This is a genomic window from Mesorhizobium sp. M0244 (assembly GCF_040321795.1).
Classification (GTDB): Bacteria; Pseudomonadota; Alphaproteobacteria; order Rhizobiales; family Rhizobiaceae; genus Mesorhizobium.
This window is the reverse complement of the sequence record NZ_JAMYSE010000052.1, coordinates 24,483-47,555: the sequence shown is the minus strand read 5'-3', so window position 1 is coordinate 47,555 and position 23,073 is coordinate 24,483. Positions and strand designations below refer to the sequence as shown.

20 protein-coding genes and 1 pseudogene are annotated in these 23,073 nt (G+C 63.3%); 10 read left to right on the top strand and 11 right to left on the bottom strand.

Annotated features, from left to right (window positions below):
• Positions 1-146 precede the first annotated feature (146 nt).
• Complete coding sequence (locus NKJ08_RS25400; protein ID WP_352522672.1) at positions 147-1,739, bottom strand: ABC transporter substrate-binding protein; 1,593 nt, start codon at positions 1,737-1,739, stop codon at positions 147-149.
• 366 nt (positions 1,740-2,105) lie between these two features.
• On the opposite strand from NKJ08_RS25400, the gene NKJ08_RS25395 reads away from it, so the two are divergent.
• From NKJ08_RS25395 to NKJ08_RS25385, 3 genes are read left to right on the top strand one after another with little or no spacing between them, the layout of a single operon-like run.
• On the top strand, positions 2,106-2,399 hold the full coding sequence (locus NKJ08_RS25395) for a hypothetical protein (protein ID WP_352522671.1): 294 nt from the start codon (positions 2,106-2,108) through the stop codon (positions 2,397-2,399).
• Positions 2,400-2,451: 52 nt separating this feature from the next.
• Positions 2,452-4,197 (top strand): long-chain fatty acid--CoA ligase, encoded by a 1,746-nt coding sequence (locus NKJ08_RS25390; RefSeq protein WP_352776250.1) that lies wholly within the window; start codon positions 2,452-2,454, stop codon positions 4,195-4,197.
• A gap of 7 nt (positions 4,198-4,204) precedes the next feature.
• Complete coding sequence (locus NKJ08_RS25385; RefSeq protein ID WP_502896163.1) at positions 4,205-4,939, top strand: class I SAM-dependent methyltransferase; 735 nt, start codon at positions 4,205-4,207, stop codon at positions 4,937-4,939.
• Here the strand turns inward: NKJ08_RS25385 and NKJ08_RS25380 are convergent.
• From NKJ08_RS25380 to NKJ08_RS25370, 3 genes are all read right to left on the bottom strand, one after another.
• Complete coding sequence (locus NKJ08_RS25380) at positions 4,923-5,645, bottom strand: HAD family hydrolase (protein WP_352522669.1); 723 nt, start codon at positions 5,643-5,645, stop codon at positions 4,923-4,925. The genes NKJ08_RS25385 and NKJ08_RS25380 overlap by 17 nt on opposite strands.
• A gap of 5 nt (positions 5,646-5,650) precedes the next feature.
• Positions 5,651-7,294, bottom strand: coding sequence for a glucose-6-phosphate isomerase (gene pgi, locus NKJ08_RS25375; protein ID WP_352783912.1), 1,644 nt, complete (start codon positions 7,292-7,294; stop codon positions 5,651-5,653).
• A 94-nt stretch (positions 7,295-7,388) separates the two neighbouring features.
• A complete protein-coding gene (locus NKJ08_RS25370; protein WP_254816186.1) occupies positions 7,389-7,544 on the bottom strand; it encodes a hypothetical protein in 156 nt (51 codons plus the stop codon).
• Positions 7,545-7,549: 5 nt separating this feature from the next.
• On the opposite strand from NKJ08_RS25370, the gene pdxR reads away from it, so the two are divergent.
• Together pdxR and NKJ08_RS25360 are read left to right on the top strand one after the other, a co-directional pair.
• Entirely contained in the window at positions 7,550-9,043 is a 1,494-nt protein-coding gene (pdxR, locus tag NKJ08_RS25365) for a MocR-like pyridoxine biosynthesis transcription factor PdxR (protein ID WP_352522667.1), read from the top strand.
• A gap of 193 nt (positions 9,044-9,236) precedes the next feature.
• Positions 9,237-10,826, top strand: a complete 1,590-nt coding sequence (locus NKJ08_RS25360; RefSeq protein WP_352783910.1) for a trimethylamine methyltransferase family protein — start codon at positions 9,237-9,239, stop codon at positions 10,824-10,826.
• Positions 10,827-10,829: 3 nt separating this feature from the next.
• On the opposite strand, the gene chrA is transcribed toward NKJ08_RS25360, so the two are convergent.
• The 4 genes from chrA to NKJ08_RS25340 all read right to left on the bottom strand — a co-directional run bounded on the left by chrA (position 10,830) and on the right by NKJ08_RS25340 (position 15,600).
• Entirely contained in the window at positions 10,830-12,218 is a 1,389-nt protein-coding gene (chrA, locus tag NKJ08_RS25355; protein WP_352783908.1) for a chromate efflux transporter, read from the bottom strand.
• Complete coding sequence (locus NKJ08_RS25350) at positions 12,215-13,054, bottom strand: chromate resistance protein ChrB domain-containing protein (RefSeq protein WP_352522664.1); 840 nt, start codon at positions 13,052-13,054, stop codon at positions 12,215-12,217. The genes chrA and NKJ08_RS25350 overlap by 4 nt, the downstream gene beginning before the upstream one ends.
• Before the next feature lie 213 nt (positions 13,055-13,267).
• Positions 13,268-13,780 carry a hypothetical protein gene (locus NKJ08_RS25345; protein WP_352783906.1) on the bottom strand — a complete coding sequence of 171 codons (513 nt, stop codon included), beginning with the start codon at positions 13,778-13,780 and terminating at the stop codon, positions 13,268-13,270.
• Between the two features lie 14 nt (positions 13,781-13,794).
• Positions 13,795-15,600 (bottom strand): IlvD/Edd family dehydratase, encoded by a 1,806-nt coding sequence (locus NKJ08_RS25340; RefSeq protein ID WP_352522775.1) that lies wholly within the window; start codon positions 15,598-15,600, stop codon positions 13,795-13,797.
• 157 nt (positions 15,601-15,757) lie between these two features.
• On the opposite strand from NKJ08_RS25340, the gene NKJ08_RS25335 reads away from it, so the two are divergent.
• Complete coding sequence (locus NKJ08_RS25335; protein ID WP_352522662.1) at positions 15,758-16,219, top strand: SRPBCC family protein; 462 nt, start codon at positions 15,758-15,760, stop codon at positions 16,217-16,219.
• A 152-nt stretch (positions 16,220-16,371) separates the two neighbouring features.
• Here NKJ08_RS25335 and NKJ08_RS25330 read toward each other — a convergent pair whose 3' ends face one another.
• Positions 16,372-17,541, bottom strand: coding sequence for an Mrp/NBP35 family ATP-binding protein (locus NKJ08_RS25330; RefSeq protein ID WP_352783903.1), 1,170 nt, complete (start codon positions 17,539-17,541; stop codon positions 16,372-16,374).
• A gap of 199 nt (positions 17,542-17,740) precedes the next feature.
• On the opposite strand from NKJ08_RS25330, the gene NKJ08_RS25325 reads away from it, so the two are divergent.
• Complete coding sequence (locus NKJ08_RS25325; RefSeq protein WP_352522660.1) at positions 17,741-18,118, top strand: VOC family protein; 378 nt, start codon at positions 17,741-17,743, stop codon at positions 18,116-18,118.
• 48 nt (positions 18,119-18,166) lie between these two features.
• Here NKJ08_RS25325 and NKJ08_RS25320 read toward each other — a convergent pair whose 3' ends face one another.
• Both NKJ08_RS25320 and NKJ08_RS25315 read right to left on the bottom strand, forming a co-directional pair.
• Positions 18,167-19,171 (bottom strand): inorganic phosphate transporter, encoded by a 1,005-nt coding sequence (locus NKJ08_RS25320; protein WP_352522659.1) that lies wholly within the window; start codon positions 19,169-19,171, stop codon positions 18,167-18,169.
• Entirely contained in the window at positions 19,171-19,812 is a 642-nt protein-coding gene (locus tag NKJ08_RS25315) for a DUF47 family protein (RefSeq protein WP_352783902.1), read from the bottom strand. Before NKJ08_RS25315 ends, NKJ08_RS25320 begins: the two co-directional genes overlap by 1 nt.
• A 193-nt stretch (positions 19,813-20,005) precedes the next feature.
• Between NKJ08_RS25315 and NKJ08_RS25310 the strand changes: the two genes are divergently transcribed.
• From NKJ08_RS25310 to NKJ08_RS25300, 3 genes and pseudogenes are all read left to right on the top strand, one after another.
• A complete protein-coding gene (locus NKJ08_RS25310; protein WP_352522657.1) occupies positions 20,006-20,905 on the top strand; it encodes a LysR family transcriptional regulator in 900 nt (299 codons plus the stop codon).
• A 132-nt stretch (positions 20,906-21,037) separates the two neighbouring features.
• Positions 21,038-21,517: pseudogene (locus NKJ08_RS25305) on the top strand (formate dehydrogenase subunit gamma).
• On the top strand, positions 21,514-23,070 hold the full coding sequence (locus tag NKJ08_RS25300) for a formate dehydrogenase beta subunit (RefSeq protein ID WP_352522655.1): 1,557 nt from the start codon (positions 21,514-21,516) through the stop codon (positions 23,068-23,070). Before NKJ08_RS25305 ends, NKJ08_RS25300 begins: the two are co-directional and overlap by 4 nt.
• Positions 23,071-23,073 lie beyond the last annotated feature (3 nt).

Genomic DNA, 23,073 nt, shown 5'->3' with positions numbered 1-23,073 from the left:
ATAACACACATAAACCGACCCCCGCCCGTTATAGGCCTACCAGGGGGGGGATTATCAGGGCTCGCTGGTGGATTACAAACCGGCGCATGTTGCTCAAAACACCGGCGCCGGGGGGAGCCCCGCGCCGCCGTTCAATTTCTCAGGACTTATTCGGTGACGTCGACGCCGTCAAACCGGTGAATGCCAAGCGGGTCCATAACGAAGCCCGAAACCTTCTTGTTCATCGGCATGAAGACCTTGGAGTGGGCGATGGTCAGCCACGGCGCCTCACGCTTGAACACGACCTGGGCTTCCTCGTAGATTTTGGTGCGCTCGGCGACGTCCGTTGTCGCCTTGCCCTTCTTCAGCAGGCCTTCGAATTCCTGGTTGCACCAGATCGCATAATTGGACTGACCGATGGCATCGCAACCGAGCAGGAACAGGAAGTTGTCGGGGTCGCCATTGTCGCCGGTCCAGCCCAGCTGGAAGGCGCCGTCGCGATCCTTGGCCTTGCCGCGCTGGCGGTACTCGGTCCATTCGTAGCTGACGATCTCCGCCTTGACGCCGACGGCGGCGTAGTCGGCCTGGATCAGTTCGGCGACACGCTGGGCGTTCGGGTTGTAAGGGCGGCTGACCGGCATAGCCCAGATCTTCATCGACAGATCCTTGACGCCCGCGTCGGCCAGCATCTTCTTGGCCGCCTCTGGATCATAGGGATCGTCCTTGATGTCCTTGTTGTAGGACCACATGGTCGGTGGGATCGGGTTGATGGCCGGCGCGCCGGCGCCCTGATAGACCGCGTCGATGATCGCCTTCTTGTTGACCGCCATGTTGAGGGCCTTGCGGACCTCGACCTTGTCGAAGGGCGGCTGCGTCGTATTGTAAGCCATGTAGCCGATATTCAGGCCTTCCTGCTCGTCCACCTTGAGGTTCGTGTCGGCCTGCAGTCCGGCGATGTCGGCCGGCGCCGGGTACGACATGATATCGCACTCGCCTGCCTTCAGCTTCTGCGCGCGCACGGCCGGATCGGGCGTGATGGCGAAGATCAGATCGTCGATCTTCTGGCGGCCGCCATAGTAGCCGTCCCATGCGGCGTAGCGGATGACCGCATCGACCTGGTAGTCGACGAACTGGAACGGACCGGTGCCGACCGGCTTCTGGGTGAACTGCTGCCTGGTGCCGGCCTTGTCGAGCTGGTCGGCATATTCCTTGGAGACGATCGAGGCGAAATCCATGCCGAGGTCAGGCAGGAAGGCGACTTCAGGCTTGTTCAGAACGAATTTCACGGTCAGGTCGTCGACCTTGACGATTTCCTTCAGGAGATCGGGGAAGCCCATGCCGGTGAAATATTCCCAGCCGGTGCCTTCCAGATAGCTGTACCACGGGCTTTCTTTCTTCCACTGGCGTTCGAAGGAAAAGATCACGTCGTCGGCATTGAGGTCGCGAGTCGGCGTAAAATAGTCGGTCGTCTGGAATTTCACACCCGGGCGAAGCTTGAATGTATATTCGAGACCGTCGTCGGAAACCGTCCAGCTCTCTGCGAGGCCGGGCGAAATGGTGGTCTTGCCATGCTCGAACTCGACCAGGCGCGAATAGATAGTGCGCGACGAGGCGTCGAAGTCGTTGCCGCCGCTCCATGGCGACGGGTCGAAGCCGGCCGGCGATGCCTCCGAGCAATAGACCAGTTGTTTTGCATTGGCCATGCCGCCGAGGACGCTTGCAGCCAGCAACGCGGCTGCAAAAGTCAGTTTCTTTTTCATTGAGCACTCCCTGATGTTCTTCCAAGCCCCTCTATCAGGCTCGCGAAGCGCGCATATAAGCACCGTTTTTCTAGCTTTGGAACTGCTTGTTTGCCTAACCCACGGGAAGCAGAAAAAAATTCCGGCATGCGGCGGATTGTGGAAAAAACGAGCCGAATCCGCAGATCACGACATTATTAGCGACCTCAATTTTTTGTTGATCGGCGATGCCGCCAATTCGGGGAATCCAGCCGTTCGGTTCGGCAGCGATGCCAAGAGATGCCCGTCCGAAACCCGGTCGCGGCCGAGAGGTTTGAAGGCAAGTCTTGCCGCACTGCCAGGTGGGCGAGGCTTGCACGGCCGCCGCTAGTGGCAATACATAGATAGATGGACGGCGTGCTGGATTTCCCAGGTTCCGGACATTGCGGCAGCGTGGGATACCTTTGTTCGCCAGGGGCGGCGGTGGCGCTCAAGCGTGCCGAAACAATAAGAACGATTGAGGGAGCGACAGGTGGCAAAACCGGCAAAGACAACAACCCCGGCGAAAGCAAAGGCCGAGGCAACATCGAAAGCGGTCAAGCCAAAAGCGGCCGCCGCCAAGCCGAAGGCTACCGCGAAGACAAGCGCGAAGCCGGCGGCGAAAACCGCGGCTGGAAAGTCTGCCAAGCCGGCAGCCAGTAAGACGGCGACCCCCGCAAAGTCCGCCGCTGCTGCCAAGCCGGCGGCGAAGGCAGTGCCGACTGCGCCAAAACCGCCGGCAGGTCCGGCCAAGAGATTACCGAAGGCGATCACGTCGCTGGCCGCCGGCCTGCCGGAAAAACCGTGGCTCAAGAGTTATCCAAAGATCGTGCCGGCCGAGATCGGCGCCCTGCCCTCCAGCTCGATCGGCGACTTTCTCGTCGCCGCCTGCAAGCAGTTTGCGAATCGGCCGGCCTTTGTCTGCATGGGCAAATCGATCACCTATGCCGATCTCGAGCGACAGTCGGCGGCCTTTGGCGCTTATCTGCAATCAAAGGGGCTGCAGAAGGGCGCGCGTGTCGCGCTGATGATGCCGAACGTGCTGCAATATCCGGTCGCGATGATGGCAGTGCTTCGCGCCGGCTATGTCGTGGTGAACATCAACCCGCTCTACACGCCGCGCGAGCTGGAGCACCAGCTCAAGGATTCCGGCGCTCAAGCCATTGTCATCCTCGAAAATTTCGCCTGCACCTTGCAGGCGGTGATCGCCAGGACCGCGGTCAAGCATGTCGTGGTCGCGACGATGGGCGATATGCTCGGCGGGCTCAAGGGAACAATCGTCAACTTCGTCGTGCGCCGCGTCAAGAAGATGGTGCCGGCATGGTCGCTGCCCGGCCATGTCAAGTTCAACGCCGCATTGAAGGCCGGCGCCGGCGTGGCCTTCAAACCCGCCGAGGTCGCGACCGCCGACATCGCCTTCCTGCAATATACGGGCGGTACGACCGGCATCTCCAAGGGCGCGATGCTTTTGCACAGCAATGTTTTGGCGAACGTCGCGCAGAACGCGCTGTGGGTCGAAGACGCCTACACGGTCAAGCCGAAGCCGGCGCATCTGAATTTCCTCTGCGCGCTGCCGCTCTATCATATTTTTGCGCTGACGGTGAACGCGATGATGGGCATGCAGCAAGGCGCGCAGAACGTGCTCATTCCCAATCCGCGCGACATTCCCGGCTTCGTCAAGGAGCTGCAGAAATACCCGATTCACATCTTCCCGGGCCTCAACACACTGTTCAATGCCCTGCTCAACAATGAGGATTTTCGCAAGCTCGACTTCAAGCCGCTGATCTTGACGCTGGGTGGCGGCATGGCGGTGCAGAAGGGCATCGCCGAGCGCTGGAAGGCGCTGACCGGCTGCCCGATCAGCGAAGCCTACGGGCTCTCCGAAACCTCGCCGGGGGCGACCGCCAACAAATTCAGCGACGGAGCCTTCACCGGCACGATCGGCCTGCCGCTGCCCTCGACCGAGATCGCCATCCGCGACGACGACGGCAACAATTTGCCGCTCGGCGAGGTCGGCGAAATCTGCATTCGCGGACCGCAAGTGATGGCCGGCTACTGGAACCGGCCGGACGAGACCGCCAAGGTGATGACCGAGGACGGTTTCTTCAAGTCGGGCGACATGGGCTTCATGGACGAGCGTGGCTACACCAAGATCGTCGACCGCAAGAAGGACATGATCCTCGTTTCCGGCTTCAACGTCTATCCGAACGAACTCGAGGAGGTGGTGGCGCAGCATCCGGGCGTGCTCGAAGTGGCGGCGATCGGCGTACCGGACGAGCATTCGGGTGAAGTGCCGAAGCTGTTCGTCGTCAAGAAGGACCCGGCACTGACCGCCGAGATGCTGACGGCTTATTGCCGCGAGAACCTGACCGGCTACAAGCGACCCAGATATATCGAGTTCCGCCCCGAGCTGCCGAAGACACCGGTCGGCAAGATTCTGCGACGAGCGTTGCGGAGCTAGGCGCAGCTTGAGCGATTGCATCGCCGGCGCCAACACCGGGGATATAGGTTCGCGTCCAGACCCGGCAGACTTCATCCGGGCGAACATGCGGATCACCGCCGTGCCCGCGCTTCCCGAAATCCAGCTTTACACCGCCCATCCGGGAAGCGGGCTCAGGCGGCTTGTCGAGTGGAACCAACACGGGATCGAAGAAGACGGACCTGAACCGGAGCCACCGTACTGGGCCTATGCCTGGGCCGGCGGCGCGGTGCTCGCCCGCTACATAATCGACCGGCCGGAGACCGTGGCTGGGCGGCGCGTGCTCGACCTCGGCGCCGGCTCGGGCCTTGTCGGCATCGCTGCGGCAAAGGCCGGAGCCAGCGAGGTCGTCGCGACAGAGATCGACCGCAATGGCGTGGCCGCGCTCGGCCTCAATGCGGCTGCGAACGGCGTCGCTATCATGATCATTGGCGAAGACATCACCGGCGGTCCGCCGCCACCAGTGGATATCGTGATGGTCGGCGACCTGTTTTACGCCCACGATCTTGCCGGCCGGGTCGTTCCCTTCCTCGACCGCTGCCTTGCTGCCGGCATCGCCGTGCTGATCGGCGATCCGGGCCGCGCCTATCTGCCCCGCTCGCGGCTTCGCCTGCTGGCCGAATACGAGGTGCCGGATGTCGGCGCCGGCAGGAATGCGGCGATGAAACCAAGCGGCGTGTTTTCGTTCGAGCCGGATAGCTGCGCGCTCAAGCCGTCTCGCTGACTCGGGCCGCAAGAAAATCGGGCAGATCGGCAACCGAATCCAGGATGACGTCGGCGATCTGCGATAGCGATTCACGTGTGCCGGTGCCGGACAGCACGCCGATCGCCAGGCCGCAGCCGCCGGCGCGCGCCATTTCCAGATCGTGACGGTTGTCGCCGACCACGGCGATCGTTGCCGGCCTTAGCCCTGTCAGATCCGAGAAGGCAAGGATCGTATCCGGCGCCGGTTTTGGATTGGCCACCGCGTCGTAACCATAGGCGGCTTCGAAAAGCTGCGCGACGCCCAGCGTGACCAGGGTCTTTTCCGCGCCGCTGGTTGAGTCATTGGTGGCGACGCCAAGCCGGTAGGATTTTCTGTGAAGCAGCCCAAGCGTCTCGACCACGCCCGGCAGCGCCACGGCCATCGCCGATCCTTGCGCCGAGGTGATGGCATTGAAGCGGGCGACGGCAAGCATCTGGTCCTCATCGGACAGCCGCGGGAACCACAGTTCGACGACATCCATGTTGGTGCCGGAGGCAAAAATCGAATCCGGCTTGAAGCGCTTGGCGGCGAAATCGAAGCCCGCCGCCGCAAGCAGCCTGTCTGCTTTCCAGCGATCGCCTTCGGCCGCATCCATCGCCATGAAGTCGGCGATGCCCAGCCATGTCGCGTTGAAATCTACGAGCGTGCCGTCCTTGTCGAACAATATTCCCTTGATGTCCGCCAAGCTTTTCACTCCGAGCCACGCAAGCGGTGGATGTGTTCCACCAATCCAGCCGTCGAGGCATCCCGCTTTGCGGCATTCTCCTTGCCTTCAACGACGGGCAGCAGCCCGGTCGCCAGTTCCTTGCCGAGTTCGACGCCCCATTGGTCGAAGGAGTTGATGTTGAACAGCGTGCCTTCGACGAAGACGCGATGCTCGTAGAGGGCAATCAGCCGTCCGAATGTGTGGGGGTCGAGCTTCCTGTAGAGGATCGTCACCGAGGGGCGGTCGCCGGAGAAGACGCGGTGCGGAGCAATCCTGTCGACGTCGGCGGGCTTCATGCCTTTCGCCAGCATCTGCGCGCGGGCTTCCTCCAGAGTGCGGCCCTTCATGAAGGCTTCCGACTGCGCCAGGCAATTGGCGAGCAGAAGGTCGTGGTGATGCTTCAGTTCCGGCTCGTGGCCGACGGCGGCGGCGAGGAATTCGACCGAGATGAAGTCGGTGCCCTGGTGCAGTAGCTGGAAGAAGGCGTGCTGGCCGTTGGTGCCGGGCTCGCCCCAGACCAGCGGGCCGGTCGGCGTCGTTACAGCGCCACCATCCAGGGTGACGCTCTTGCCATTCGATTCCATGTCGAGCTGCTGCAGATAGGCCGGCAGCCTGGAAAGGCGCTGATCGTAGGGGATGACGGCACGAGCCGGATATTTGCAGATCACGCGGTGCCACCAGCCGATCAGGCCCATCAGCGCCGGCAGGTTCCCCGCCAGCGGCGCGGTGCGGAAATGCTCGTCCATCTCATGCGCGCCGTCGAGAAAGGCACGAAAATTCTTCGGGCCGATGGCAATCATCACCGGCAAGCCGATAGCGCCCCAGACCGAATAGCGGCCGCCGACCCAGTCCCAGAAGCCGAAGACGCGGTCGGCTGCGATGCCGAACTTGGCGACCAGCTCGAGCGCCGTCGAGACCGCGGCGAAATGCTTGCCGACCGCTTCCGTGCCGAGCGCCCTCTCGACCCATCTGCGCGCCGTCTCGGCATTGGTCATCGTCTCGACGGTGGTGAAGGTCTTGGAAGCGATGATGAACAGGGTGGTTTCGGCAGAAAGGCCCTTCAGCGTGTCATGGATATGCGCGCCATCGATATTGGACACGTAATGCGCGCGCGGGCCGTCATGATAGGGCGCCAGCGCCAGCGTCGCCATGGCCGGGCCGAGATCGGAGCCGCCGATGCCGATGTTGACGATGTCGGTGATCTTCTTGCCGGTCGCGCCGGCCGCATTGCCGGAACGCACCGCATCGGCGAAGGCGCCCATCGCGTCGAGCACGGCGAGGACTTCCGCCTTCACGTCCTGGCCGTCGAGCACGATGCCCTTGCCGGTCAGATTGCGCAGCGCCGTGTGCAGCACGGCGCGGTCTTCGGTGACGTTGATCTTCTTGCCGGCAAACATCGCAGCGCGCCGGCCTTCGAGGTCGGCGGCCGCACCCAGCTTCTCCAGCAGTTCCATCGTCCACGCATCGACCGCGCATTTCGACCAGTCGAGCAGCAGGTCGCCGTCGCTGGCGGAGAATTTCTCGAAGCGCTGCGGATCGGCGGCGAAAGCCTCGCGCATCGAGCCCGATTTGGCCGCACGATGATCGCGCAACGCGTCGAGCTGCTTTTGAAAGGACGATTGATCCACTGCTTCGCTCCGATCTCTTGAGATGCATCTTATCAGGCCGGATGTTTCCGGCGCGTGTCGTCGCGGCAAACTATCGGGTCGAATTCCATCTGTTTCAATGCGCAGCGATGCCGCAGCGCAGCGCGGGCCGGCGCAAAGGATCACTGGCATAAATCCCAGCGATCAGAAAAATTGATTGGCGCAACACCTTGTGCCACCGGTACATTCGACTGGTCCAGCCAAGTGAAAAAAGCTGGCCATCGAGGAACATCTCCCATGCCACAGCGAAACGACACGGCCATATGGTCCGGCCTGTTCCGGATTTCGGCGGAATCCGGTCAGACCCTGCAGGCGCAGATCCGCCAGGCGATCGTCGCCGCTATCCTCGACCGGCAGATCGCGGCTTCGATGCCGCTTCCGTCCTGCCGGATTCTTGCCGAGAAACTCGGCGTCGCGCGCGGCACCGTGGTGCTGGCCTTCCAGCAGCTGGTCGACCAGGGTTTCCTGGTGGCGCGCGAGCGGCGCGGCCACTTCGTCAATCCCGAAGTGCTGGCGACGCCGGCCAAGCCGCACCAGAAGGCGCCCGACCAGGCCAACGAGATCGACTGGAAGGCGCGCCGGCAGATCGCGGCCAGCGACATGCCGCCGCCGGCCAAGCACGACAACTGGATCAAGTCGTCCTACCCCTTCGTCTATGGCCAGTTCGATCCGGCGCTTTTCCCGACGGCCGAATGGCGCGAGTGCAACCGCATGGCGCTGGCGGTGCTCGAAATCCGCAACTGGGCGTCCGACATGGTCGACCGCGACGATCCGCTGTTGATCGAGCAGATCCAGGCGCGGCTGCTGCCGCGGCGCGGTATCTTCGCCAATCCGGACGAGATCATCGTGACGCTGGGCGCCCAGAACGCGCTTTACATGCTGGCGACGCTTTTGATGACCAAGGGCTCCAAGGTGGCGATGGAAGACCCCGGCTATCCCGATGCACGCTCGATCTTCCGGCTGGCCGGCGCCGACATCCAGCCGGTTCCGGTCGACCACTCCGGCATCGTAACCTCTGCCATTCCCAATGATTCCGGCTTCGTCTTCGTCACGCCCAGCCACCATTGCCCGACCATGGTGCCGCTGTCGGCCGAGCGGCGGCAGGATCTTTTGGCGCGCGCCAACCGCTACAACCAGATCATCATCGAGGATGGATATGACAGCCAGCTTCTGGACGAGGCGCCGCAGCAGGCGCTGAAGAGCCTCGATCGTTCAGGCCGCGTCGTCTATGTCGGCTCGATGTCGAAGACGCTGGCTCCGGGCTTGAGGCTCGGCTACATCGTCGCCTCGGCCGGGCTGATCTCCGAGCTTCGGGCGCTGCGCCGCTTCATGCTGCGCCATCCGCCGGCGAACAACCAGCGCGCCGTCGCGCTATTCCTGTCGCTCGGCCATCACGAGGCGCTGGTGCGGCGGCTGTCGAGCGCCTTCGACGAGCGGCGCAAGCGTCTGGTCCATGCGATTTCCGCCTTCCTGCCGGAGTGGCGTTCGACCGATTCGGCCGGCGGCACGTCGCTCTGGCTCGAAGGGCCACGCGGCACCGATTCGCGCGGCCTGGCCGAGGCCGCGGCGTCGCGCAGCGTCATTATCGAGCCCGGCGACCGGTTCTTCGACCGCACCGACAAGCCGTCGCGTTTCATGCGCTTGGGCATTTCATCGATCGCGCTGCAGCACATCGAGCCAGGTATCCGCGAACTGGCGACGGCAGCTGGACGAAGGCCGGCAGCGGCTTGATCGCCCTCCCCCGACCGGAGCTTGGCGCATGTAGCGCGGCTCCGGTTCTTTAGCACCTTGGCATATGCGACGGGACCGGCTGGCACATAGGCTGTGCCAATGTCGGCGGCATAGTCGCAGTATAAGGGGACGAAGCAGGCCGATGGTGGACCAACCGCCGCGCCCGCTTCGCAGCTAAAGGTGGAGTGCCTTCATGCCGGTGGCTCATGAGAAGCAGGATTCGTCCGCAGACCAGCGTTCGCGGCGTTCCGGCGGGCGCGAGGCGCGCCGCGCCATGCGGGCGGCACCGCTTGCCGACGACATCAAGCCGGTGCGCGCCGGCCTTGAAGGCGGAAGCTACAGCCCGCTCAGCGGGAACGATTGCGAACGTATCCACGAAGCCGTGCTGACGCTTCTGGAGACAGTCGGCTTCGCCAATGCCATCCCCTCCTGCATCGAGGCGCTGACCAAGGCCGGTGCGAGCCTCAGCGAAGATGGCCGTCTGCGCTTTCCCCGCGGTCTCGTGCTCGACACGATCAAGAAAGCGGCACGGCATTTCACCCTCTACGGCCAGAATCCGAAGCACGACATGGTGATCCAGGGCAAGCGCGTGCATTACGGCACGGCCGGTGCTGCGGTGCACCTTGTCGACGTCGAAAAGCGTGAGTATCGCGAGTCGCTGCTGCAGGACATCTACGATGCCGCGCGCTTGGTCGAAGGGCTCGACAACATCCATTTCTTCCAGCGGCCGATGGTGCCGCGCGACATTCCCGACCCGCTCGATATGGATTTCAACACGCTCTACGCCTGCGTCATGGGCACATCGAAGCATGTCGGCACCTCGTTCACTGTGCGTGAGAACGTCAAGCCGGCGCTCGACATGCTTTATGCGATCGCGGGCGGCGAAGAGAATTTTCGCGCGCGGCCTTTCGTCTCCAATTCGAACTGCTTCGTCGTGCCGCCGATGAAGTTTGCCGAGGACGCCTGCGGCGTGCTCGAAGCCTGCGTGGAGGGCGGCATTCCGATCCTGCTGCTGTCGGCCGGCCAAGCGGGTGCAACAGCACCGGCGGCGATTGCCGGTGCTGTGGTGCAGGCGGTCGCCGAAGTGCTCGTCGGCCTTATCTATGTCAACGCCATCAAGCCCGGCCATCCGGCGATCTTCGGCACCTGGCCGTTTGTCTCGGATCTCAGGACCGGCGCCATGTCGGGCGGTTCGGCCGAGCAGGCGGTGCTGACCGCGGCCTGTGCACAGATGGCGCAGTTCTACGACCTGCCAGGCGGTTCGGCCGCCGGCATGACGGATTCGAAACTGCCTGACATCCAGTCCGGCTACGAAAAGGGCATAACCGACGTGATGGCCGGTCTCGCCGGCCTCAACCTGGTTTATGAGTCGGCCGGCATGCATGCGTCGCTGCTCGGCTTCTGCCTGGAGAGCCTGATCATCGACAATGACATGCTCGGCCACTGCCTGCGCTGCGTGCGCGGCATCGAGGTGACGGACGAGTCGCTGTCGATCGACACCATCGCCGATGTTTGCCTGAAAGGGCCGGGCCATTATCTCGGCAACGAGCAGACGCTGCGGCTGATGCAGACCGAATATTTCTATCCGGCCGTCGGCGACCGCTTTTCGCCGAAGGAATGGAACGAGAAAGGCAGGCCCGACATCTTGCAGCGGGCAATCATCGAGAAGAAACGCGTGCTTGCCGAACGCTTCCCGCGCCATGTGCCGAAGCCGGTCGACGACAGATTGCGTGCCCGCTTCGGCGATATGATCAAGCTGCCGCGCAGCGGCATGGGCGGTTGAGCTCTACCCGCTCACCGCCAGCAACAACACACCGGCCAGCGCCGATCCGGCAAGCGTCGGCAGCATGCCGATTTTCAGCTTCAGAATGGCGATCATGGCGGCACAGGAAAGCAGCGCCGCGCGCCAGTCGATCGACGCGAGCACCGGCACGTCCATTCCAAGCCCGACATTGCGCACTTCGCCGAAGATGACGTGTAAGCCGAACCAAAGCGCGAGGTTCATGATGACGCCGACGACCGCAGCGGTGATCGCGCCGAGCGCCGCCGACAGCGCCCTGTTGCCGCGCAGCGCTTCGATGTAGGGCGCGCCGAGGAATATCCACAAGAAGCACGGCGTAAACGTCACCCACAGTGTGAGCAGTGCCCCAAGCGCGCCGGCAAGCAGCGGGGCGAGCGCGCCGGAGTGGCGGAAGGCGGCAATGTAACCGACGAACTGCAAGACCAGGATCAGCGGGCCCGGCGTGGTTTCGGCCAGCCCAAGGCCGTCGACCATTTCACCGGGTGCGAGCCAGCCGAAGGACTCGACCGCTGCCTGCGCGACATAGGCAAGCACGGCATAGGCGCCACCAAAGGTGACGACCGCCATGAGACTGAAGAACCCACCGATTTGCGTCCACACGCTGGCAGAGCCGGTGAAAGCCCAGATCAGCAGAACAGGCCCGAGCCAGATCGGCAGCCAGATCGCCAAAATGCGCGGCGCATGCCATCGCGTCGGCTTGACGTGGGTCAGTTCGCCGCGCTCGAACATCAGATCGACCGCGCCCTTGATGTCGGGAACATCGCCTTTGCCCTGCGATGTGCCGGAAAAAAATGCCGGTGCAATGCGGTTGCCGATCCAGCCTGTCAGGCCGGCAAGCAGGACGATCAGCGGGAACGGCACGTTTAGCGCGTAGATGGCGATGAAGGCGGCGAGTGCGATCGACACCATGATCCGGTTCTTCAGCGCACGTCGCCCGATCCGGATCACCGCCTCGATGACAATGGCGAGCACCGTCGCTTTGACCCCGAAAAACAGCGCCTCGACGAAGGGTATATCGCCGTAGAGCGCATAGAGGCTGCTCAAGACGAGCATGACAAGCGCGCCCGGCACAACGAAGAGAATGCCGGCAACAAGGCCGCCGACTGTTTTGTGCAGCAGCCAGCCGATATAGATGGCAAGCTGCTGAGCCTCGGGGCCGGGCAGCAGCATGCAGTAATTCAATGCATGCAGGAAACGCTGTTCGCCGATCCAGCGCCGCTCCTCGACCAACTCCTTGTGCATGAGCGCGATCTGTCCTGCCGGGCCGCCGAAGCTGAGCAAGCCGATTTTCGCCCAGAGCTTCACGGCCTGCCGGAAGCTTGGCACAGCCGGAGCTTGGATCTCCGCCGGATCCTTCGAAAAGACGGCGCTCACGACGGTTTGCCCGCGCCGAGACTACCCGCGCCTGCGGCCGGCCAGTTATGCGTTTCCTCGGTGGCATCACGGCACCATCGGAAAAACGCATCGTAAAGCAGCATACCCGCCTCAAGCTGCTCCAGATCATCGCGAAACATCCGCGACAGGCCAAGCGAAGCGGCCAGGAACCCGGCTGCCTGGGGAACCAGACCGAGGTCCGCAGTGTCGGCAGCGCGTATGATCATGGCGAGGCGATCGAGCGGCTCGGATTCAAGCCCGAACTCCTCGATCATGGTGTCGAAGGTGCAGCGTTCGCCGCGGTGGCTCCAGAACACGGCGTCGATGTCGAACGGCACGGCGTGAAAACGATCAGCGACGGCCGACACTTCGGCCGCCTCGACGAAGAGGAAGACCGCGTGAGGATCGATGAAGCGCCGGATCAGCCACGGGCAGGCGATGCGGTCGATCTTCGGGCGAGCCCGCGTGACCCAGACTGTGCGGCCCTTTGCGTCGAGGCGCGGAATCTTTTCAGCGTGGACCAGAAGCCCCTTGGCATCGCGCCAGGCTTCAAACCCGCCTTCGAGCGATTCGGCGGCAATGCCCTCGTGCCGCAGCCATGCGGCCACCCCTTGCGAGAGCTTTTTTCCCTGTTGGCAGACGACCGCCACTTGCCTGCCGGTGAAATCGGCAGCCCAGGTGGAGATGGTCTTGAAGTCACGCCGGGTTGAACCTGGCAGCAGGCGCGGATCGGAATTGTAGTCATCGTCGATGCGGACATCGATGATCGCGGGTGCACCCGGCAGACCAATCAGACGGGATAGTTGCGGTACGGTGATGGTTGTTGTCGACGGCATGGCGTCCACCTCCTTGAGAGAGAAGCTTGGACGCGAACATTGGGCTGACGCCTCACGGGGTCGTCGCGATTAACCCCTTGCGATGATCGTGGATTTGTCGCGCTCGCTTGTCAAGCATTCTGCCGGCTGTTGACACATCCAGTTTGCGAGGCCGCCCGAAGACCAGGGAGAAAGGGCCGGGCCTTGGCGCATGCCAAGAGCCGCAGCACCGACTCATTCGTGTTTGATCGTCTTGGCGCACTCGTTGAGCAACTCCAGCGCTCCGGCAACGCCTTCGGTGCGAAAAACCAGCGGCTGTTCGACACCCGTCACTCGCACAGTCATCGATCCGGCACCGGCGATTGCCTTCTGCTCCTCGCTCGTCAGAGCATAGTCGAGATCGACGATATAATCGACCGTGGTCATCGCCGTCATCACCAGCGGCGTCTCGACGTTCCCAAGTTGCAGCGTCGCAGTCACGGGCATGTCGTCCTTGACGGCACCCGGCCACAGGAACACGCGCATGACAATTCCCGTCCAGTCGCGCGTGCGGCCGAACTTCAGGCCGTTATAGGGGGTGGCGGCGAATTCAACCGGATCGCGGTTGGACGCGTCGCACCAGCGCCCGGCGACCGCAACGGTCCAGCGATCGGCCGTTACCGGAAATTCGGTGGCGGAGGCGACGGACGGCAACAATGCAGCAGCCAGGAAAAGAGCTGCACGCAGCAGTTTTCCTGGCCGCCTCATGCGACGGATCCTGGTCAGTGATTGTCCCTCGGCACGCCGCTGGTATGCGCCACATCCTGGTATTTCACCGCCGGCTTCAGCACCATGCCTTCGGAAAACTGGTCGACCATGCCACGCTGGATCTCCTGCCACGGCGTCTGGTGCTTGGGATAGTGATAGCCGCCATTGTTCTGCAGCTCGGCGCGCCGCCGCGTGATCTCGTCGTCGCTGACGAGGATATCGGCGGTGCCCTTCCGCAAATCGACGCGGACACGGTCGCCGGTCTTCAGCAGCGCCAGCCCGCCGCCGATGGCGGCTTCCGGCGAGGCGTTGAGGATCGAGGGCGAACCCGAGGTGCCCGACTGGCGGCCGTCGCCGATACAGGCCAGCGCGTGGATGCCCTTCTTGATCAGATAGGCCGGCGGCTGCATGTTGACGACTTCGGCGCCACCCGGATAGCCGATCGGGCCGGCGCCGCGCATGAACAGGATGGTGTGCTCGTCGATGCCTTGTGCCGGATCGTCGATGCGGGCGTGGTAGTCCTCGGGCCCGTCGAACACCATGGCGTTGCCCTCGAAGGCTTCGGGATCCTTCGGGTTTGACAGATAGCGCTCGCGGAATTCGGGCGAGATGCCGCTGGTCTTCATGATCGCCGAATCGAACAAATTGCCCTTGAGATTGATGAAGCCGGCATTGGCTTTCAGCGGTTCGGCAACCGTGCGGATGACATCGAGGTTCTCGTTGACGGCGCCGCTGCAATTGTCGCCGATGGTTTTGCCGTTGGCGGTCATGGCTTCCGGATAGGGCAGCAGGCCGCCTTTCATCAGTTCGGCGACGACGGCCGGCACGCCGCCGGCATGATGATAGTCTTCGCCGAGATATTCGCCCGACGGCTGCAGATTGACGATGAGCGGAATTTTGAGGCCGATCTTTTGCCAGTCGTCATTGTCGAGCGGCACGCCGAGATGGCGGGCGATGGCGTTGAGGTGGATCGGCGCATTGGTCGAGCCGCCGATCGCCGAGTTGACGACGATGGCGTTCTCGAAAGCCTTGCGGGTCATGATGTCGGACGGCTTCAGATCCTCATGCACCATGTCGACGATTCGCTTTCCCGTCTCGTAGGCGATCTGGCCGCGTTCACGATAAGGGGCGGGGATAGCGGCCGAGCCCGGCAATTGCATGCCGAGCGCCTCGGCCAACGAATTCATCGTGGTGGCGGTGCCCATCGTGTTGCAATAGCCGGTCGACGGCGCCGAGGAGGCGACGATGTCCATGAACTCGTCATAGCCGATCTCGCCGGCCGACAGGCGCTGGCGCGATTCCCAGACGATCGTGCCGGAGCCGGTGCGCTTGCCCTTGTGCCAGCCGTTGAGCATCGGGCCGACCGAAAGCGCGATGGCCGGAATGTTGACGGTGGCCGCAGCCATCAGCATGGCCGGCGTCGTCTTGTCGCAGCCGATGGTGAGCACCACGCCGTCGAGCGGATAGCCGTAGAGCACCTCTACCAGGCTGAGATAGGCAAGGTTGCGGTCGAGCGCGGCGGTCGGCCGCTTGCCGGTTTCCTGGATCGGGTGACACGGGAACTCGAAAGGAATGCCGCCCATCGAGACGATGCCCTCGCGCACCCGCTTGGCCAGTTCGATGTGATGGCGGTTGCAGGGCGACAGGTCCGAGCCGGTCTGGGCGATGCCGATCAGCGGCTTGCCGGACATCAGCTCGGCCCGCGTCAGCCCGTAATTCAGGTAGCGCTCCAGATAGAGTGCCGTCATGCCCGGATTGTCGGGATTGTCGAACCACTCCTGCGAGCGAAATTTTTTCTTGCTGGTGGGGGCGCCTGCCATCATGGTCTCCGTATTTGTATGACAAATCGATATGACAACGCGCGGGAGCAGGCAAGGGCACGCGTCATCCGAATCCGCACTTTGGTGCGATAGACATGCATCTGCCCCCGCGCTAGACGGGATCGAGGTTTGTCAGTCCGCTATCCGGGAGATTTTGATGGCTTTGGTGATCGAGGGCGAGGAACGCATCGCCGCACCCCTGCAAAAGGTGTGGGAAGCGCTGAACGACCCGGATGTTCTGAGACAAACCATTCCCGGCTGCCTAAGCCTCGAGAAAAGGTCGGACACCGAGATGGCAGCGACGGTGGTGCTGAAGATCGGACCGATCAAGGCGACGTTCAACGGCGAGGTGACGCTGAATAATCTCAACCCGCCGCATTCCTACACCATCCAGGGCGAAGGCAAGGGCGGCGTCGCCGGCTTCGCCAAGGGCGGCGCCGACGTCACGCTGACCGAAGACGGGCCGGAAACGACAGTGCTGAGATATGCGGCCAAGGCCGATGTCGGCGGCAAGATCGCCCAGCTCGGCAGCCGGTTGATCGAATCGACGTCGAAGAAACTTGCCGGGCAGTTTTTTTCGAGCTTTGGCGAGAAGGTCGGCGGCTCCCCTCCCCCTTGAGGACCCCTTGAGGGGAGGGTGGCCCGCAGGGCCGGGTGGGGTCCGCAGCGACGTGCTCCGTCTTTTTTAAGTTTAAGTTCGAAGGTCGAGGCGGTTGAGGCGACCCCCTCCCGCCGCGCTTCGCGCGGCACCCGCCCCTCAAGGGGGAGGGGTCACTCGAAGACGATGCTCGGCACCGCGGCTTCGGCCGCGCCGCGCTCTTCATTGACCCTGTCCCAGACCTTCGCGGCGATGTCGCGATAGATTTTCGCCTCGGCGCTATCGGGCTTCGAAACCACCACCGGCGTGCCAGCATCCGAGCTTTCGCGGATAACCATTTCAAGCGGCACTTCGCCGAGGAAGGTGACGCCGAGACGCTCGGCCTCGCGGCGCGCGCCGCCATGACCGAAAATGTCGTAGCGTTTCCCCGTATCGGGAGCGAGAAAATAACTCATATTCTCGACGATGCCCAACAGCGGCACGTCGACTTTCCTGAACATGTTGAGGCCTTTGCGCGCATCGATCAGGGCGAGGTCCTGTGGCGTCGAGACGATGACGGCGCCGGCCAGCGGCACTTGCTGGGCCATAGTCAGTTGCGCGTCGCCGGTGCCGGGCGGCATGTCGACGACGAGCACGTCGAGCGGGCCCCATTCGACCTCTCGCAGCATTTGCGTCAACGCCGACATCACCATCGGCCCGCGCCAGATCATCGGCGTCTCCTCATCGACGAGGAAGCCCATCGACATGACCTTGAGGCCATAATTCTGCATCGGCTTCAGGATCTTGCCGTCGATGGTCTGCGGCCGACCACGAATGTTGAGCAGACGCGGCATGGACGGGCCGTAAATATCGGCATCGAGCACGCCGACCCGCAACCCGTTGGCGGCAAGCCCAAGCGCGATATTGACGGCAGTGGTCGACTTGCCGACGCCGCCCTTGCCGGAAGCGACGGCGATGATCGCCTCGATGCCGGGCACGCCGCGCTTGCCCTGGCTGTGCGAGGCGGGTGCCGGCGGGGCGGGACGCGCAGGTGCAGCCGCCGGGGCGGGCCGCTGAGCAGGTCTTTGCGGAACCGGCGCCTCCATGCCGCCGCCCTTCTTTTCCGCCGTCAGCGCGACAACGGCGCCGGCGACACCGGGGATCGCCTTGACGACACGCTCGGCGGCGGCGCGCAACGGCTCCATCTCCTGGGCGCGGGCGGCGGGAACAGTGATCGAGAAGAACACCTTGGCATCGGCAATGAAAATCTCCGAAACCATGCCGAGATCGACAATGTTGCCGGTGAAGTCCGGTCCGTTGACCGTCTTCAGGCGCTCGATGACGATTTGCTTGGTGACGGGCATGGCAATTTTCCTGGGTGTTCGGCGCTTCAGATAGTGCAGTTTCCGACCAGAACCAAGTCGTGGAACAACGGTTGCCCGGTGTGACCGGGAAACCGGGTCCCGCGAACGGGCATTCCGGCGGGATGACCCTTCGCCGAACAGTCCATGCGACCTATTTCAGTGATCGCATAGGGAACGACAACCAGGGAAGGAGACGATCATGCTCGCCAACAGCAATGCGACGGCCAATCTCGCGGTGAAGGATTTGGCCAAGGCCAGGGCCTTCTATGAGGACATCTTGGGTTTGACGGAGATTCACAATGAGGGTGGCGAACTGATCGTCTATAAAAGCGGCGATACCAGCATCAACGTGTACCGTTCGAACTTCGCTGGGACCAACAAGGCGACGGCTGTGACCTGGATGGTCGGCGACGAGATAGACAATATCGTCAAGGCGTTGAAATCGAAGGGCGTCGCCTTCGAGCACTACGACATGCCCGGCCTGGCGCTGGAGGGCGATATCCATGTCGGCCAGGGCATGAAGGTCGCGTGGTTCAAGGATCCGGACGGCAACATCCTGAACCTGGTGGACAGGTAGGTTCGGCTGCGCTCAATGGGGGCGGCTGCAGACGCCGGCCCGTTCACATCACTTTGCCAGGCCGACCGCGAAGTAGGTAAGAGCCGCGATCGCGGCCGTGGCCGGCAGAGTGACGATCCAGGCGATGACGATGTTGCCGGCGATGCCCCAGCGAACGGCAGAGACGCGGCGGGCAGCACCGACGCCGATGATGGCGCCGGTGATCGTGTGGGTGGTCGACACCGGAATACCGAGCCAGGTGGCGGCGAACAGCGTGATCGCGCCACCGGTCTCGGCGCAGAACCCCTGCATCGGGTTCAGCCGGGTGATCTTCGAGCCCATCGTGTGGACGATGCGCCAGCCGCCGAGCAACGTGCCAAGCGCCAGCGCCGACTGACAGGTGATGACGACCCACAGCGGCACGTAAAAATTCGCGCCGAGCATGCCCTGCGAATAGAGCAGCACGGCAATGATGCCCATGGTCTTCTGCGCGTCGTTGCCGCCATGTCCGAGCGAATAGAGCGAGGCGGAAAAGAACTGCATGACGCGGAAGGTGCTGTCCACGGCGAACGGTGTCTGCCGCACGAACAACCAGGAGACCGCGAGGATCAAGACGAGCGCCAGCAGAAAGCCGGCCGCCGGCGATAGCACGATGGCCGCCGTCGTCTTGCCCAACCCGGCCCAGACGATGGCGCCGGTGCCTGCCTTGGCAACGCCGGCGCCGACCAGTCCGCCAATCAGCGCGTGCGAGCTGCTGGACGGAATGCCGACGAGCCAGGTGACGATATTCCAGACGATGGCGCCGACAAGTGCTGCGAAGATCACTGCCGGCGTGACGATGCTGGCGTCGATGATGCCGGTTCCCAGCGTCTCCGCGACGTGAAGACCGAAGAACATGAAGGCGATGAAATTGAAGAAGGCCGCCCAGAACACAGCATAGTGTGGCCTCAGCACGCGGGTGGAGACGATGGTGGCGATGGAGTTGGCGGCATCGTGCAGGCCGTTGAGGAAATCGAAGAACAGCGCGACGGCGACAAGGCCGACCAGCACGGGAAAGGCTATCGCGACTTCCACTAGACGTTCTCGATGATGATGCCGCTGATTTCATTGGCGACGTCCTCGAAGCGGTCGACCACCTTTTCCAGCTCGCCGTAGATCTCGCTGCCGATCAGATAGGCCATCGGGTCGCTGCGGCCGTGCCGTTCGAACAGGTCCTTCAGGCCCTGCTCGTGCAGGTCGTCTGCCCGGCCCTCCGCGCGCATAACCTCCTCGGCGATGGCGTTGAGGCGCACCGTATGCGCCCCGACCTTGCTGAGCAGCGGGATTGCCTCGGCCACCAACTTGGCGGCCTCGACGATGACGCTTCCCATTTCCTGCATCAGCGGGTCGAATTCTTTCTTTTCGAACAGCCTTACCGTCTTGACGGTCTTGTGCATCATGTCGATGGCATCATCCATCGACTGGATCAGGTCCTTGATGTCGCCGCGGTCGAAGGGCGTGATGAAGGAGCGGCGCACGGCCAGCAGCACTTCCGCGGTGATCTGATCGGCTTCGTCCTCGAGATCGATGATCGTCTGACACCAGCGGTCGACGTCGTTGCCCTGAAGAAGCTGCTGCAGGGCCTCGGCGCCACCGACCACGGTACGGGAATGCCGTTCGAACAGGTCGAAGAAGCGATCTTCGCGCGGCAAAAGCTTGCGGAACCAGCCCAGCATGTTTGACCTCCCGTGGTACCAGTGCATGACCCAGGTTCCATCCACATAGCGCCGCAGTTCGTCGCGGGAAACAGTAAGCCGGCTGAAAGATGTGGATGCGGGCGATTTGCACATGCGGCTTGCGGACGAAGACAATTTCCCCGACCTTGCGCGCTACGATCGGACACATGGTCCGTGACAGGCTCCCGACGGCATGATCGACAAGCTGGAATTCTTTATAGCACTTGCCAAGGAGGAGCATTTCGGCCGCGCGGCGGAGGTGTGCGGCGTCACCCAGCCGACGCTTTCGGCCGGCATCAAGCAGCTGGAGGGCCAGCTCGGCGTGATGCTGGTACTGCGCGGCTCGCGCTTCCAGGGGCTGACGCCGGAAGGCAAGCAGGTGCTGGTGTGGGCGCGCCGCATCGTCGGCGACACCCGCACCATGCGCGAGGAGATGCGGGCGGCGCGCCACGGCCTGTCGGGGCGCATCCGCATCGCGGCGATCCCGACAGCGCTGGCCATGGTGGCGCGATTGACGACGCCGTTTCGGGCAAAGCACCCCGGCGTCACCTTCTCGGTGCTGTCGCGGACCTCGATCGAGGTGCTGTCGCTGCTCGGCAATTTCGACATCGACGCCGGCATCACCTATCTCGACAACGAGCCGCTCGGACGCGTCACCAGCGTGCCGCTCTATGACGAGCGCTATCAGCTGATCACCGCGGTCGGGAACCCGTATTTTGACCGCGACAAAGTGACATGGGCCGAGCTCAGCCAGCTGCCGCTCTGCCTGCTGACGCCGGACATGCAGAACCGCCGCATCATCGACCAGCATCTGGCCGAAGCCGGCGTGCAGGTGCGGCCGACATTGGAATCCAATTCGATGATCGTGCTGTTTTCGCATATCCGTACCGGCAAATGGTCGTCGATCATGCCGCTTAACCTTGCGGAAACGTTCGGTTTTTCCGAGCCGATCCGGGCGATTCCGATCGTCGAGCCGGATGCCAGCCACACGGTCGGGCTGGTGGCGGCACCGCGCGAACCGCACACGCCGCTGGTCTCGGCGCTGTTGGACGAGGCGATGGCGCTGGCGGACGATTTCCGCGGCCGCCGCTAGGCTAGACAATGCTGGTGAACGCGATCGATAGAAGGTTTCTATCGAGCAACGGATCGGCTTTATTGATTTGGCGGGTTTCCTCTGATTTCCTAAGCACTTAGCGGAAGATCGCTACGACAGGGAGGGCGCTGCATGACGATGCAGCCTGCAAGTACCGAGATCGCATCGCGCACGGCGGCGATCATCCACGAGCTAAAAGGCCTCGAAGGCCCGCTGTTGCCCATCCTTCACGGCATCCAGGAAGAGTTCGGCTATGTGCCGCAGGACGCGCTGCCGGTCATCGCCGAGGCGCTGAACATCTCCAGGGCCGAGGTGCACGGCGTCGTCACCTTCTATCACGATTAGCGTAGCCGGGCGGCGGGCCGGCATGTGCTGAAGCTCTGCCAGGCGGAAGCCTGCCAGTCGATGGGTTCGGATGCGATTGCCGCCAAGCTCAAATCATTGCTGGGCATCGGTTTCCACGAGACAACCCACGACGGTTCGGTGACGCTGGAGCCGGTCTATTGCCTCGGCCTTTGCGCCTGCTCGCCGTCGGCGATGCTGGACGGCGAGGTGATCGGGCGGCTGGACGACGAAAAGCTCAATGATATCGTTGCCGAGGTGCGCTCATGATCCCGCGTATCTACATTCCCGGCGATTCCGGCGCGCTGGCGCTGGGCGCGGAAAAGGTCGCCAAGGCGGTTCGTACGGAATTGGCCGAGCGCGGCATCGAGGCCAAGATCGTGCGCAACGGCTCGCGCGGCGCCTATTTCCTCGAGCCGATGGTCGAAGTGGCGACGGCCAATGGCCGTGTCGCCTATGGGCCGGTGAAGCCATCCGACGTCAAAAGCCTGTTCGACTGCGGCTTCCTCACCGGCGGCCATCACAAGCGCTGGCTGGGCGCACCGGACAAAATCCCGTTCCTGGCCAGACAGACGCGGCTGACCTTTGCGCGCTGCGGCGTCACCGATCCGCTGTCGCTCGATCACTACAAGGCGCATGACGGGCTGAAGGGCCTGCAGAATGCCGTGGCGATGACGCCGGCCGACATCGTCAGCCAGGTGACCGAGTCCGGCCTGCGCGGTCGCGGCGGCGCCGGCTTCCCGACCGGCATCAAATGGAAGACGGTGCTCGATACGTCGGCCGACCGCAAATACATCGTCTGCAATGCCGATGAAGGCGATTCCGGCACGTTCGCCGACCGCATGATCATGGAAGGCGACCCGTTCGTGCTGATCGAAGGCATGGCGATCGCCGGCATCGCCACCGGCGCGACCAAGGGCTTCATCTATATCCGCTCCGAATATCCGCATGCCGTGGCGGTGATGCAGAAGGCCGTCGAGATCGCCCGCAAGGCCGGCGTGCTCGGCGTCAATGTGCTCGGCTCGCCCAATTCATTCGACATGGAAGTCCGCGTCGGCGCCGGCGCCTATGTCTGCGGCGAGGAGACCGCGCTGCTCGACAGCCTCGAGGGCAAGCGCGGACAGGTGCGGGCCAAGCCGCCGCTGCCGGCGCATAAGGGCCTGTTCGGCAAGCCGACGGTGATCAACAATGTCATCTCGCTGGCCTCGGTGCCGGTGATCATGGACAAGGGCGCTGCCTACTACAAGGATTTCGGCATGGGCCGTTCGCGCGGCACCATCCCGATCCAGATTGCCGGCAACGTGAAGCATCCCGGTCTCTACGAGGCTGCGTTCGGCATGACGCTGGGTGAGATCATCGACGACATCGGCGGCGGCACGGCGACCGGGCGTCCGGTCAAAGCTGTGCAAGTGGGTGGCCCGCTCGGCGCTTATTTCCCGCGCGCGCTGTTCGACACGCCGTTCGACTACGAAGCGTTTGCCGCCAAGGACGGGCTGATCGGCCATGCCGGCATCGTCGTTTTTGACGACAGCGCCGACATGCTGAAGCAGGCACGCTTCGCCATGGAATTCTGCGCCATCGAGAGCTGCGGCAAGTGCACGCCCTGCCGCGTCGGCTCGACGCGCGGCGTCGAGGTGCTGGACCGGCTCGCCCAGAACGTCGAACCGGAAAAGCAGATCGCACTGGTCACCGACCTTTGCAACACGATGAAGTTCGGCTCGCTTTGCGCGCTGGGCGGCTTCACCCCATATCCGGTGATGAGTGCACTCAACCATTTTCCGGACGACTTTCGGCCGACGCCGGTCGCCGAAGCAGCGGAATAGGAG

Bases quoted from the DNA above. Each gene is read 5' to 3' on its own strand.
- NKJ08_RS25400 (WP_352522672.1), bottom strand. From the start codon at position 1,739: ATGAAAAAGAAACTGACTTTTGCAGCCGCGTTGCTGGCTGCAAGCGTC.
- NKJ08_RS25395 (WP_352522671.1), top strand. From the start codon at position 2,106: ATGGACGGCGTGCTGGATTTCCCAGGTTCCGGACATTGCGGCAGCGTG.
- NKJ08_RS25370 (WP_254816186.1), bottom strand. From the start codon at position 7,544: ATGTTCCTCGATGGCCAGCTTTTTTCACTTGGCTGGACCAGTCGAATG.
- pdxR (WP_352522667.1), top strand. From the start codon at position 7,550: ATGCCACAGCGAAACGACACGGCCATATGGTCCGGCCTGTTCCGGATT.
- NKJ08_RS25360 (WP_352783910.1), top strand. From the start codon at position 9,237: ATGCCGGTGGCTCATGAGAAGCAGGATTCGTCCGCAGACCAGCGTTCG.
- NKJ08_RS25350 (WP_352522664.1), bottom strand. From the start codon at position 13,054: ATGCCGTCGACAACAACCATCACCGTACCGCAACTATCCCGTCTGATT.
- NKJ08_RS25345 (WP_352783906.1), bottom strand. From the start codon at position 13,780: ATGAGGCGGCCAGGAAAACTGCTGCGTGCAGCTCTTTTCCTGGCTGCT.
- NKJ08_RS25340 (WP_352522775.1), bottom strand. From the start codon at position 15,600: ATGGCAGGCGCCCCCACCAGCAAGAAAAAATTTCGCTCGCAGGAGTGG.
- NKJ08_RS25335 (WP_352522662.1), top strand. From the start codon at position 15,758: ATGGCTTTGGTGATCGAGGGCGAGGAACGCATCGCCGCACCCCTGCAA.
- NKJ08_RS25330 (WP_352783903.1), bottom strand. From the start codon at position 17,541: ATGCCCGTCACCAAGCAAATCGTCATCGAGCGCCTGAAGACGGTCAAC.
- NKJ08_RS25325 (WP_352522660.1), top strand. From the start codon at position 17,741: ATGCTCGCCAACAGCAATGCGACGGCCAATCTCGCGGTGAAGGATTTG.
- NKJ08_RS25315 (WP_352783902.1), bottom strand. From the start codon at position 19,812: ATGCTGGGCTGGTTCCGCAAGCTTTTGCCGCGCGAAGATCGCTTCTTC.
- NKJ08_RS25310 (WP_352522657.1), top strand. From the start codon at position 20,006: ATGATCGACAAGCTGGAATTCTTTATAGCACTTGCCAAGGAGGAGCAT.
- NKJ08_RS25300 (WP_352522655.1), top strand. From the start codon at position 21,514: ATGATCCCGCGTATCTACATTCCCGGCGATTCCGGCGCGCTGGCGCTG.